Raw genomic sequence first — 12,867 nt, 5'->3', positions numbered from 1 at the left:
GGTTATACTTCTGCTAATAATTTTCTCTGAGAGCATGCATTGTGAACTTACTGACAGTGAGTACTGATCTCATCAGTATTTTTTTATTCACGACACTGTTTCTGTTTTTTGCCCGAAAGGTAGCAAAAAAAGTCGGTTTAGTGGATAAACCTAACTTCCGCAAACGTCACCAGGGATTGATACCTCTCGTTGGGGGTATTTCGGTTTACGCAGGGATTTGCTTCACGTTCGGAATTGTCGATTATTATATTCCGCATGCATCTCTCTATCTCGCTTGTGCCGGTGTGCTTGTGTTCATCGGTGCGCTGGATGACCGTTTTGATATCAGCGTAAAAATCCGTGCCACCATACAGGCCGCTGTTGGCATTGTTATGATGGTGTTCGGCAACCTTTATCTCAGTAGCCTGGGTTATATCTTTGGCTCCTGGGAGATGGTGCTCGGACCGTTTGGTTACTTCCTGACGCTATTTGCCGTCTGGGCGGCCATTAATGCGTTCAACATGGTTGATGGCATTGATGGCTTGCTGGGCGGGTTGTCCTGCGTCTCGTTCGGTGCAATCGGTATGATTTTGTGGTTCGACGGGCAAACCAGCCTCGCTATCTGGTGCTTTGCGATGATCGCCGCCATCCTGCCCTATATCATGCTCAACCTTGGTATCCTGGGTCGCCGCTACAAAGTCTTTATGGGTGATGCGGGCAGTACGCTGATTGGTTTTACCGTTATCTGGATCCTGCTCGAAACGACTCAGGGAAAAACGCACCCAATAAGCCCGGTTACTGCATTATGGATTATCGCCATTCCGCTAATGGATATGGTGGCAATTATGTACCGTCGCCTGCGTAAAGGCATGAGCCCATTCTCTCCTGACCGTCAGCATATTCACCATTTGATCATGCGTGCCGGGTTTACTTCCCGCCAGGCGTTTGTGCTGATTACCCTTGCCGCAGCACTGCTCGCCTCAATTGGCGTGCTGGCAGAATACTCTCATTTTGTCCCGGAATGGGTCATGCTGGTGCTCTTTTTGCTAGCATTCTTCCTCTATGGATATTGCATTAAGCGTGCCTGGAAAGTTGCTCGCTTTATTAAGCGCGTAAAACGCAGACTGCGTAGAAATCGTGGTGGCAGCCCCAATTTAACCAAATAAATGAGGATGTGATGACACAACCAATGCCTGGGAAACCGGCCGAAGCCGCTGAAAATGAACTGGATATTCGTGGGTTGTTTCGTACCTTGTGGGCTGGGAAGCTGTGGATTATTGGCATGGGGCTGGCGTTTGCGTTAATCGCGCTGGCGTATACTTTTTTTGCTCGTCAGGAGTGGAGCTCGACGGCGATTACCGATCGTCCAACAGTGAATATGCTGGGAGGATACTACTCGCAGCAGCAATTTTTGCGTAACCTGGACGTCCGTTCGAACATGGCTTCTGCCGACCAACCATCGGTCATGGATGAAGCCTATAAAGAGTTTGTTATGCAACTGGCCTCGTGGGATACCCGCCGCGATTTCTGGTTGCAGACAGACTATTACAAACAGCGGATGGTCGGGAACAGCAAAGCCGATGCGGCGTTGCTGGATGAAATGATTAACAACATCGTGTTTATTCCCGGTGACTTCACGCGTGCGGTCAATGATAGCGTTAAGCTGATTGCCGAAACCGCGCCTGACGCTAATAACCTGTTACGTCAGTATGTTGCGTTTGCCAGCCAACGAGCAGCCAGCCATCTGAATGATGAGCTGAAAGGCGCATGGGCGGCGCGTACCATCCAGATGAAAGCTCAGGTGAAGCGTCAGGAAGAAGTGGCGAAAGCCATCTACGACCGCCGGATGAACAGCATTGAACAGGCGCTGAAAATTGCTGAGCAGCATAATATTTCGCGCATTGCGACAGATGTACCTGCCGAGGAACTACCTGATTCAGAAATGTTCCTGCTTGGGCGTCCAATGCTCCAGGCGCGACTGGAAAATTTACAGGCCGTCGGTCCGGCCTTTGATCTCGACTATGATCAGAATCGGGCCATGTTAAACACCCTGAATGTTGGTCCAACCCTGGATCCGCGTTTTCAGACCTATCGCTATTTGCGTACGCCGGAAGAACCGGTAAAACGCGATAGCCCACGTCGTGCCTTCCTGATGATTATGTGGGGCATTGTCGGGGGGCTGATCGGGGCTGGTGTCGCATTAACCCGCCGTTGCTCGAAATAGCAACACTGCTGCGGTGAGCGCAAAGGCGCTCGCCGCTTATTCGAAGAGAATCGATGTGAAAGTACTGACTGTATTTGGTACGCGCCCGGAAGCCATCAAGATGGCGCCGTTGGTGCATGCGTTGGCAAAAGATCCTTTTTTTGAGGCTAAAGTTTGCGTCACTGCGCAGCATCGGGAGATGCTCGATCAGGTGCTGAAACTCTTTTCCATTGTACCTGACTACGATCTCAACATAATGCAGCCAGGACAGGGTCTGACAGAGATAACCTGTCGGATTCTGGAAGGGCTAAAACCAATTCTTGCCGAATTCAAACCAGACGTCGTGCTGGTTCACGGTGATACGACGACGACGCTGGCAACCAGCCTGGCAGCGTTTTATCAGCGTATTCCTGTTGGTCACGTTGAGGCTGGTCTGCGCACGGGCGATCTCTATTCGCCGTGGCCGGAAGAGGCAAATCGTACATTGACCGGGCATCTGGCGATGTATCACTTCTCTCCAACCGAAACGTCCCGGCAAAACTTGCTGCGTGAAAACGTTGCTGACAGCCGAATCTTCATTACCGGTAATACAGTCATTGATGCACTGTTATGGGTGCGTGACCAGGTGATGAGCAGCGACACGCTGCGTTCAGAGCTGGCGGCAAATTACCCGTTTATCGACCCCGATAAAAAGATGATTCTGGTGACCGGTCACAGACGTGAGAGTTTTGGTCGTGGCTTTGAAGAAATCTGCCATGCACTGGCAGACATCGCCACCACGCACCAGGACATCCAGATTGTCTATCCGGTGCATCTCAACCCGAACGTCAGAGAGCCGGTCAATCGCATTCTGGGGCACGTGAAAAATGTCATTCTGATCGATCCTCAGGAGTATTTACCGTTTGTCTGGCTGATGAACCACGCCTGGCTGATTTTGACTGACTCAGGCGGCATTCAGGAGGAAGCGCCTTCGCTGGGGAAACCGGTGCTGGTGATGCGCGATACCACCGAGCGTCCGGAAGCGGTGACGGCAGGTACGGTGCGTCTGGTCGGCACGGATAAGCAGCGAATCGTCGAGGAAGTGACGCGTCTTTTAAAAGACGAAAACGAATATCAAACCATGAGCCGCGCCCATAACCCGTATGGTGATGGTCAGGCATGCTCTCGCATTCTGGAAGCGTTAAAAAATAATCGGATATCACTATGAGTTTTGCGACCATTTCTGTCATTGGACTGGGTTACATTGGACTGCCAACGGCGGCAGCGTTTGCCTCCCGGCAAAAACAGGTGATTGGTGTTGATATCAACCAACACGCGGTTGATACCATCAATCGTGGCGAAATCCATATCGTCGAGCCTGATTTGGCGAGCGTAGTAAAAACTGCCGTAGAAGGCGGTTTTTTACGAGCGAGCACGACGCCGGTTGAAGCGGATGCCTGGCTGATTGCTGTACCCACGCCGTTTAAAGGCGATCATGAGCCTGATATGGCTTACGTTGAATCGGCTGCTCGCTCCATTGCGCCAGTGCTGAAAAAAGGCGCGCTGGTGATCCTTGAGTCCACCTCGCCGGTGGGTTCAACCGAGAAGATGGCAGAATGGTTAGCAGAGATGCGTCCGGACCTGACTTTCCCACAGCAGGTGGGCGAGCAGGCGGACGTCAACATTGCTTACTGCCCGGAACGCGTGTTACCGGGCCAGGTTATGGTCGAGCTGATTAAAAACGATCGCGTGATTGGTGGTATGACGCCGGTTTGTTCGGCCCGTGCCAGCGAACTGTACAAAATTTTCCTCGAAGGTGAGTGTGTCGTCACTAACTCACGGACGGCGGAAATGTGTAAACTCACCGAGAACAGCTTCCGCGATGTGAATATCGCTTTTGCTAACGAACTGTCGCTGATTTGCGCCGATCAGGGGATTAACGTCTGGGAACTGATTCGCCTGGCGAATCGTCACCCTCGCGTCAATATTCTTCAACCTGGCCCTGGCGTGGGTGGTCACTGCATCGCTGTTGATCCGTGGTTTATCGTGGCACAGAATCCGCAGCAGGCGCGGCTTATCCGTACCGCGCGTGAAGTAAACGATCACAAACCGTTCTGGGTGATTGATCAGGTCAAAGCGGCGGTTGCCGACTGCCTGGCCGCTACCGATAAACGCGCCAGTGAGCTGAAAATTGCCTGTTTTGGTCTGGCGTTTAAACCGAATATTGATGACCTGCGCGAAAGTCCGGCGATGGAAATCGCTGAATTGATCGCTCAGTGGCACAGCGGCGAAACGCTGGTTGTTGAGCCTAACATTCACCAGTTGCCGAACAAACTGAATGGGCTTTGTACTCTGGCGCAGCTTGACGAGGCGCTGGCAACGGCAGATGTGCTGGTGATGTTGGTCGATCATAGTCAGTTCAAAGTTATCAATGGCGACAACGTCCATCAGCAGTATGTCGTCGATGCCAAAGGAGTCTGGCGCTAATGAGAAAGATTCTGATAACAGGCGGTGCCGGGTTTATTGGCTCGGCGCTGGTGCGTTATATCATCAACGAGACGAACGATGCGGTGGTGGTGGTCGATAAGCTGACCTACGCCGGAAACCTGATGTCGTTGGCACCAGTCGCGCAAAGCGATCGCTTTGCCTTTGAGAAAGTTGATATCTGCGATCGGGCAGAGTTGGCGCGCATTTTCACAGAACATCAGCCAGACTGCGTCATGCATCTGGCAGCTGAAAGCCATGTTGACCGTTCTATTGACGGCCCAGCAGCGTTTATCGAAACCAACATTGTCGGGACTTATACACTGCTTGAAGCGGCGCGGGCTTACTGGAATGCGCTGGCAGAAGACAAAAAATCGGCGTTCCGTTTTCATCATATCTCCACCGACGAAGTATACGGTGACCTGCATTCCACAGATGATTTCTTCACCGAAACCACGCCGTATTCGCCGAGCAGCCCTTATTCTGCTTCAAAAGCCAGCAGCGACCATCTGGTGCGCGCCTGGCTGCGGACCTACGGCCTGCCGACGTTAATCACCAACTGCTCTAATAACTACGGTCCTTACCACTTTCCGGAAAAACTGATCCCGCTGATGATCCTCAACGCGCTGGCGGGTAAACCGCTGCCGGTATATGGCAACGGGCAGCAAATCCGTGACTGGTTATATGTTGAAGATCATGCCCGCGCGCTGTATTGCGTGGTGACCACCGGGAAAGTCGGTGAAACCTATAATATTGGTGGTCACAACGAGCGTAAGAATCTCGAGGTTGTGGAAACCATCTGCGAGCTGCTGGAAGAACTGGCCCCGAATAAACCGCACGGTGTGGCGCACTATCGTGATCTGATCACTTTTGTCGCTGACCGTCCGGGGCATGACCTGCGCTATGCCATTGATGCTTCGAAAATTGCCCGTGAACTTGGCTGGCTGCCGCAGGAAACCTTTGAAAGTGGAATGCGTAAAACAGTGCAGTGGTATCTGGCTAATGAAAGCTGGTGGAAGCAGGTGCAGGACGGCAGCTATCAGGGTGAGCGTTTAGGTCTGAACGGCTAATTCTCAGCGGAGGCAAACATGAAAGGTATTATCCTGGCGGGCGGTTCCGGCACCCGATTGCATCCGATTACGCGCGGCGTATCGAAGCAACTGTTGCCGATTTACGATAAGCCAATGATTTACTATCCGCTGTCGGTGCTGATGCTGGCCGGTATCCGCGAAATTCTCATCATCACCACGCCGGAAGATAAAGGTTATTTCCAGCGCCTGCTGGGCGATGGTAGTGAGTTCGGTATCCAGCTGGAATATGCCGAACAGCCCAGCCCGGACGGTCTTGCGCAGGCATTTATCATCGGTGAAACCTTCCTTAATGGTGAACCATCTTGTCTGGTGCTGGGCGATAACATCTTCTTCGGCCAGGGCTTCAGTCCGAAGCTGCGTCATGTTGCGGCGCGCACGCAAGGGGCGACGGTATTTGGCTATCAGGTAATGGATCCAGAACGCTTTGGCGTCGTGGAGTTTGACGACAATTTCCGCGCTATCTCTCTGGAAGAAAAGCCAAAACAGCCAAAATCAAACTGGGCGGTGACCGGGCTTTATTTCTACGACAGTAAAGTTGTGGAGTACGCAAAGCAGGTGAAGCCGTCGGAGCGTGGTGAACTGGAGATTACCTCCATCAACCAGATGTACCTCGAGGCAGGCAACCTGACCGTTGAACTGCTCGGGCGCGGATTTGCCTGGCTGGACACAGGCACACACGACAGCCTGATTGAAGCCAGTACCTTTGTACAGACGGTGGAAAAACGCCAGGGCTTTAAGATTGCCTGCCTGGAAGAGATTGCCTGGCGTAACGGCTGGCTCGATGACGAAGGTGTGAAGCGTGCTGCCAGTTCATTAGCGAAAACTGGCTACGGCCAATATCTGCTGGAGTTACTCCGTGCCCGTCCGCGCCAGTATTGAACCACTAGCCTGGGAAAATGCCTTCTTTGGCGTTAACAGCGCTATCGTGCATCTCACTCCTGATGCGCCACTCCTGACGCCAGACGCTTTAGCGCCGTGGTCACGAGTACAGGCCAAAATTACTGCATCAAATACTGTTGAGCTGGATGCCTTGCAACAGCTGGGATTCTGCCTGGTTGAAGGTGAAGTTGATTTGGCGCTACCCGTGAACAATGTCAGTGATAGCGGCGCTGAAGTGGCACAAGAGACAGATATTCCCGCATTACGTCAGTTAGCCAGCGCCGCATTTGCGCAAAGCCGTTTTCGTGCGCCATGGTATGCGCCTGACGCCAGCGGTCGCTTTTATGCGCAGTGGATTGAAAATTCCGTGCGCGGCACCTTTGATCATCAATGTCTGATTTTACGTGCGGCGTCCGGCGATATTCGCGGCTATGTCTCTTTACGGGAACTCAATGCGACAGATGCACGAATTGGCCTGCTGGCTGGACGCGGTGCAGGTGCTGAGCTGATGCAAACGGCGCTAAACTGGGCGTATGCTCGCGGTAAAACAACTTTGCGGGTGGCGACCCAAATGGGCAACACCGCCGCGCTTAAACGATACATACAAAGTGGTGCGAATGTAGAAAGCACCGCGTACTGGTTATACAGGTGATCACATGATTCCATTTAACGCACCGCCGGTGGTGGGAACCGAACTCGACTATATGCAGTCGGCAATGGGTAGCGGCAAACTGTGTGGCGATGGCGGTTTTACCCGTCGCTGCCAGCAGTGGCTGGAGCAACGTTTTGGCAGCGCCAAAGTGTTACTGACACCATCCTGCACCGCTTCGCTGGAGATGGCGGCGCTGTTGCTCGATATCCAGCCTGGCGATGAAGTGATCATGCCGAGCTACACCTTTGTCTCCACCGCCAATGCCTTTGTGCTGCGTGGCGCAAAAATCGTTTTTGTGGATGTTCGCCCGGACACCATGAACATCGACGAAACGTTGATTGAAGCAGCGATCACCGACAAAACGCGCGTTATCGTGCCGGTGCATTACGCAGGCGTGGCCTGTGAAATGGACACCATTATGGCGTTGGCGAAAAAGCATAATCTGTTTGTGGTGGAAGATGCCGCTCAGGGCGTGATGTCCACTTATAAAGGGCGTGCGCTGGGAACCATTGGTCATATTGGCTGCTTTAGCTTCCATGAAACCAAAAACTACACGGCGGGCGGTGAAGGCGGCGCGACGCTGATTAACGATAAAGCGTTAATCGAACGAGCCGAGATCATCCGTGAAAAAGGCACAAACCGCAGCCAGTTCTTCCGTGGTCAGGTCGATAAATATACCTGGCGCGATATTGGCTCCAGCTATTTGATGTCCGATCTGCAAGCTGCGTACCTGTGGGCGCAACTGGAAGCAGCGGATCGTATCAATCAGCAACGTCTGGCGCTGTGGCAAAACTACTACGATGCGTTAGCACCTCTGGCGAAAGCCGGGCGTATCGAGCTACCATCGATTCCGGATGGCTGCGTGCAGAACGCGCATATGTTCTACATTAAACTGCGGGATATTGATGACCGGAGCGCGTTGATTAACTTTCTGAAAGAAGCGGAAATCATGGCGGTGTTCCATTACATTCCGCTGCACGGTTGCCCTGCGGGGGAACGCTTTGGTGAGTTCCACGGTGAAGATCGCTACACCACCAAAGAGAGCGAGCGCCTGCTGCGCCTGCCGCTGTTCTACAACCTGTCGCCCGTCAATCAGCGTACGGTAATTGCGACCTTGTTGAATTACTTCTCCTGATATGTCGTTGGCAAAAGCGTCCTTATGGACGGCGGCCAGTACACTGGTCAAGATTGGTGCAGGGTTACTGGTCGGTAAGTTACTGGCGGTGTCATTTGGTCCGGCGGGGCTTGGGCTGGCGGCAAATTTCCGCCAGTTGATTACCGTGCTTGGCGTGCTTGCCGGGGCGGGCATCTTTAATGGCGTAACCAAATACGTTGCCCAGTACCATGATAATCCGCAGCAGCTGCGCCGCGTGGTCGGCACTTCATCAGCGATGGTGCTTGGTTTCTCTACGCTGATGGCGCTGGTTTTTGTGCTGGCGGCAGCGCCAATTAGCCAGGGATTGTTTGGTAATACCGACTATGTGGGGCTGGTGCGTTTAGTGGCGCTGGTGCAAATGGGGATCGCCTGGGGCAACCTGTTGCTGGCGCTGATGAAAGGCTTTCGCGATGCTGCAGGTAATGCGTTATCGCTGATTGTCGGCAGCCTGATTGGCGTAATTGCTTATTATGTCAGTTACCGTTTGGGCGGTTATGAAGGGGCATTGCTGGGGCTGGCGCTGATTCCCGCGTTGGTGGTGATTCCTGCCGTCATCATGTTGATCAAACGTGGTGCCATCCCGTTAAGCTATCTGAAACCCAGCTGGGATAACGGCCTGGCAGGGCAGTTGAGCAAATTTACGCTCATGGCGTTGATTACGTCGGTGACCTTGCCCGTTGCGTACATCATGATGCGTAAACTGTTGGCGGCGCAGTATAGCTGGGATGAAGTGGGGATCTGGCAAGGGGTGAGCAGTATTTCCGATGCCTACCTGCAATTTATTACGGCATCGTTCAGCGTATATTTACTGCCCACGTTGTCGCGGCTAACGGAAAAGCGCGATATCACCCGGGAAGTGGTTAAATCGCTGAAATTCGTCTTACCGGCGGTAGCTGTGGCGAGTTTTACCGTCTGGTTGCTGCGTGATTTTGCTATCTGGCTGCTGTTGTCGAATAAATTTACCGCTATGCGCGATCTCTTTGCCTGGCAGTTAGTGGGTGATGTGTTAAAAGTGGGCGCTTATGTCTTTGGTTATCTGGTGATCGCCAAAGCGTCACTGCGGTTTTATATTCTGGCGGAAGTCAGCCAGTTCACTTTATTGATGGTATTTGCCCACTGGCTAATCCCTGCGCATGGTGCACTGGGCGCGGCGCAGGCCTATATGGCAACCTATATCGTCTATTTTTCTCTTTGTTGTGGCGTGTTTTTACTCTGGCGTAGGCGGGCATGACTGTACTGATTCACGTACTGGGATCGGATATCCCTCACCATAACCGAACCGTTCTGCGGTTTTTCAACGACGCGCTGGTCGCGACGAGCGAGCACGCGCGCGAGTTTATGGTTGTTGGCAAGGACGACGGCTTAAGTGATAGCTGTCCGGCGCTTTCTGTGCAATTTTTCCCTGGGAAAAAATCGCTGGCGGAAGCGGTCATCGCGAAAGCAAAAGCTAACCGTCAGCAGCGATTTTTTTTCCACGGTCAGTTCAATCCCAAACTGTGGCTGGCTCTGCTGAGTGGTGGCATTAAGCCCAGCCAGTTTTTCTGGCATATCTGGGGGGCAGACCTGTATGAGCTTTCCAGTGGCTTGAGATATAAGCTTTTTTACCCGTTGCGTCGCCTGGCGCAAAAGCGAGTCGGCTGTGTATTTGCCACCCGCGGTGATTTGAGCTTTTTTGCCAAAACGCATCCAAAGGTGCGGGGCGAACTGCTGTACTTCCCGACGCGGATGGACCCTTCTCTCAATACGATGGCGAACGATCGGCAACGTGAAGGGAAAATGACCATTCTGGTGGGGAACTCCGGCGACCGCAGCAATGAGCATGTCGCCGCCTTACGCGCCGTTCATCAGCAATTTGGCGATACGGTAAAAGTGGTGGTGCCGATGGGATATCCGCTCAATAACGAAGCGTACATCGAGGAAGTTCGTCAGGCGGGGCTGGCGTTATTCAGCGAAGAAAATCTGCAAGTTCTGAGCGAAAAACTGGAATTTGACGCCTATCTGACGCTACTTCGTCAGTGCGATCTCGGTTACTTTATTTTTGCCCGCCAGCAGGGCATTGGTACGCTGTGCTTACTGATTCAGGCGGGTATTCCTTGTGTGCTTAACCGGGAAAATCCGTTCTGGCAGGATATGACGGAACAGCATTTGCCGGTGCTGTTTACTACCGACGATCTCAACGAGGATATTGTGCGTGAAGCACAGCGCCAGTTGGCGTCGGTGGATAAAAACACCATTGCCTTCTTTAGCCCTAACTATCTACAAGGCTGGAAGCGGGCGTTGGCGATTGCCGCCGGGGAGGTCGCATGAGTCTGCTGCAATTCAGTGGCCTGTTTGTTGTCTGGCTGCTCTGCACGCTGTTTATTGCCACGCTGACCTGGTTTGAGTTTCGCCGTGTGCGCTTTAACTTCAATGTCTTCTTTTCATTGCTGTTTTTGCTCACCTTTTTCTTCGGCTTCCCGCTGACCAGCGTGCTGGTATTTCGCTTTGATGTTGGTGTTGCGCCGCCAGAAATCTTGTTGCAGGCGTTGCTTTCTGCGGGCTGCTTCTACGCGGTTTACTATGTCACCTACAAAACCCGCCTACGCAAACGCGTTGCTGATGTACCGCGCCGTCCGCTGTTTACCATGAACCGCGTGGAGACCAATCTCACATGGGTGATTCTGATGGGCATTGCACTGGTGAGCGTCGGCATCTTCTTCATGCACAACGGATTTTTGCTGTTCCGGCTTAACTCCTACAGTCAGATCTTCTCCAGTGAAGTCTCCGGCGTGGCGTTAAAGCGCTTCTTTTACTTTTTCATCCCAGCAATGCTGGTGGTCTACTTTCTGCGCCAGGACAGCAAAGCGTGGCTGTTTTTCCTCGTCAGCACGGTCGCCTTTGGCTTGCTGACTTATATGATTGTCGGCGGCACTCGCGCCAATATCATCATCGCATTCGCTATCTTCCTGTTTATTGGCATTATTCGCGGCTGGATTTCGTTGTGGATGCTGGCGGCGGCGGGCGTGCTGGGGATTGTGGGCATGTTCTGGCTGGCGCTAAAACGCTATGGAATGAATGTGAGCGGCGATGAAGCGTTCTATACGTTTCTCTATCTCACCCGCGATACCTTTTCGCCGTGGGAGAATCTGGCATTGCTGTTGCAGAACTACGACAACATCGACTTCCAGGGCCTGGCTCCCATTGTCCGCGATTTCTATGTCTTTATCCCTTCCTGGCTGTGGCCGGGTCGCCCGAGTATGGTACTGAACTCCGCCAACTACTTTACCTGGGAAGTGCTGAATAACCACTCCGGGCTGGCGATCTCGCCTACGCTTATAGGCTCACTGGTTGTTATGGGCGGCGCGTTGTTCATCCCGCTCGGGGCGATTGTGGTTGGACTGATCATCAAATGGTTCGACTGGCTGTATGAACTGGGCAATCGCGAAACTAATCGCTATAAGGCTGCGATATTGCACAGTTTCTGCTTCGGGGCGATCTTCAATATGATCGTACTGGCGCGTGAAGGGCTGGATTCGTTTGTCTCACGCGTAGTCTTTTTTATCGTGGTCTTCGGCGCATGTCTGATGATCGCAAAACTGTTGTACTGGCTTTTTGAAAGCGCCGGACTCATTCATAAACGTACAAAATCATCGCTCCGGACACAGGTTGAAGGATAACAATGAATAACAATACCACGGCACCGACCTATACGTTGCGTGGCTTACAGTTAATCGGTTGGCGTGATATGCAGCACGCCCTCGATTATCTGTTTGCTGACGGGCAGCTTAAGCAGGGAACGCTGGTTGCCATTAATGCCGAAAAAATGCTGACCATTGAAGATAACGCCGAGGTCAGGGAGTTAATTAACGCTGCCGAATTTAAATATGCTGATGGCATCAGCGTTGTACGTTCAGTACGTAAAAAGTACCCGCAGGCGCAGGTTTCCCGCGTTGCCGGGGCCGATCTCTGGGAAGAGCTGATGGCGCGCGCAGGCAAAGAAGGGACGCCGGTATTTCTTGTGGGCGGTAAACCTGAAGTGCTGGCGCAAACTGAAGCTAAACTGCGCAATCAGTGGAATGTGAATATCGTTGGCAGTCAGGATGGTTATTTTAAACCCGAGCAGCGTCAGGCGCTGTTTGAACGCATTCATGCCAGCGGAGCGCAAATCGTCACCGTTGCGATGGGATCGCCAAAGCAGGAGATCTTCATGCGCGACTGCCGTCTGGTGCATCCGGATGCGCTGTATATGGGCGTTGGCGGGACTTACGATGTTTTCACCGGTCACGTGAAACGCGCACCGAAAATCTGGCAAACGCTGGGGCTGGAGTGGCTCTACCGCCTGCTTTCGCAGCCGAGCCGCATCAAGCGTCAGCTTCGTTTGCTGCGTTATTTACGCTGGCATTACACCGGCAACCTCTGATTTTCCTCTCTCTGTAAAGCGACGGAGTGGTCACTTCGTCGCCTG

At 52.8% G+C, this 12,867-nt stretch carries 12 protein-coding genes; all 12 read left to right on the top strand.

Translation table 11 applies throughout. The annotated features are described in order from the left end of the window. Positions 1–41 precede the first annotated feature (41 nt). Genes wecA through wecG form a run of 12 tightly spaced genes read left to right on the top strand, consistent with a single transcriptional unit; the run spans position 42 to position 12,822 of the window. Positions 42–1,145: a UDP-N-acetylglucosamine--undecaprenyl-phosphate N-acetylglucosaminephosphotransferase gene (gene wecA, locus FQ015_RS17375; RefSeq protein ID WP_001050974.1), complete on the top strand. Its 1,104-nt coding sequence runs from the start codon at positions 42–44 to the stop codon at positions 1,143–1,145. Positions 1,146–1,156: 11 nt separating this feature from the next. Then, positions 1,157–2,203, top strand: a complete 1,047-nt coding sequence (gene wzzE / locus FQ015_RS17370) for an ECA polysaccharide chain length modulation protein (protein WP_160524315.1) — start codon at positions 1,157–1,159, stop codon at positions 2,201–2,203. Positions 2,204–2,258: 55 nt separating this feature from the next. Next, complete coding sequence (gene wecB, locus FQ015_RS17365; RefSeq protein WP_000866672.1) at positions 2,259–3,389, top strand: non-hydrolyzing UDP-N-acetylglucosamine 2-epimerase; 1,131 nt, start codon at positions 2,259–2,261, stop codon at positions 3,387–3,389. Next, entirely contained in the window at positions 3,386–4,648 is a 1,263-nt protein-coding gene (gene wecC, locus FQ015_RS17360) for a UDP-N-acetyl-D-mannosamine dehydrogenase (RefSeq protein ID WP_000006603.1), read from the top strand. The genes wecB and wecC overlap by 4 nt, the downstream gene beginning before the upstream one ends. Continuing rightward, complete coding sequence (rffG, locus tag FQ015_RS17355) at positions 4,648–5,715, top strand: dTDP-glucose 4,6-dehydratase (RefSeq protein ID WP_001226575.1); 1,068 nt, start codon at positions 4,648–4,650, stop codon at positions 5,713–5,715. Before wecC ends, rffG begins: the two co-directional genes overlap by 1 nt. A gap of 18 nt (positions 5,716–5,733) precedes the next feature. Continuing rightward, positions 5,734–6,615 carry a glucose-1-phosphate thymidylyltransferase RfbA gene (rfbA, locus tag FQ015_RS17350; RefSeq protein ID WP_000676063.1) on the top strand — a complete coding sequence of 294 codons (882 nt, stop codon included), beginning with the start codon at positions 5,734–5,736 and terminating at the stop codon, positions 6,613–6,615. Then, complete coding sequence (gene rffC, locus FQ015_RS17345; RefSeq protein ID WP_160524314.1) at positions 6,593–7,267, top strand: dTDP-4-amino-4,6-dideoxy-D-galactose acyltransferase; 675 nt, start codon at positions 6,593–6,595, stop codon at positions 7,265–7,267. Before rfbA ends, rffC begins: the two co-directional genes overlap by 23 nt. A gap of 4 nt (positions 7,268–7,271) precedes the next feature. Next, positions 7,272–8,402, top strand: a complete 1,131-nt coding sequence (gene rffA, locus FQ015_RS17340; protein ID WP_000612044.1) for a dTDP-4-amino-4,6-dideoxygalactose transaminase — start codon at positions 7,272–7,274, stop codon at positions 8,400–8,402. 1 nt (position 8,403) lies between these two features. Beyond that, entirely contained in the window at positions 8,404–9,654 is a 1,251-nt protein-coding gene (gene wzxE, locus FQ015_RS17335; protein WP_000050278.1) for a lipid III flippase WzxE, read from the top strand. Further along, the gene (gene rffT / locus FQ015_RS17330; protein ID WP_115739265.1) at positions 9,651–10,730 is read left to right on the top strand and encodes a TDP-N-acetylfucosamine:lipid II N-acetylfucosaminyltransferase; all 1,080 of its coding nucleotides are present in this window, start codon (positions 9,651–9,653) and stop codon (positions 10,728–10,730) included. The genes wzxE and rffT overlap by 4 nt, the downstream gene beginning before the upstream one ends. Further along, positions 10,727–12,079 carry an ECA oligosaccharide polymerase gene (wzyE, locus tag FQ015_RS17325; RefSeq protein WP_000055132.1) on the top strand — a complete coding sequence of 451 codons (1,353 nt, stop codon included), beginning with the start codon at positions 10,727–10,729 and terminating at the stop codon, positions 12,077–12,079. The genes rffT and wzyE overlap by 4 nt, the downstream gene beginning before the upstream one ends. A gap of 2 nt (positions 12,080–12,081) precedes the next feature. Then, on the top strand, positions 12,082–12,822 hold the full coding sequence (gene wecG / locus FQ015_RS17320) for a lipopolysaccharide N-acetylmannosaminouronosyltransferase (protein WP_001064038.1): 741 nt from the start codon (positions 12,082–12,084) through the stop codon (positions 12,820–12,822). The last annotated feature ends 45 nt before the right edge of the window (positions 12,823–12,867 follow it).

The organism is Escherichia sp. HH26CH (genome assembly GCF_009820205.1).
GTDB lineage: Bacteria > Pseudomonadota > Gammaproteobacteria > Enterobacterales > Enterobacteriaceae > Escherichia > Escherichia coli_F.
The sequence above is the reverse complement of the archived record's forward strand: the minus strand, read 5'-3'. Positions and strand labels throughout refer to the sequence as shown.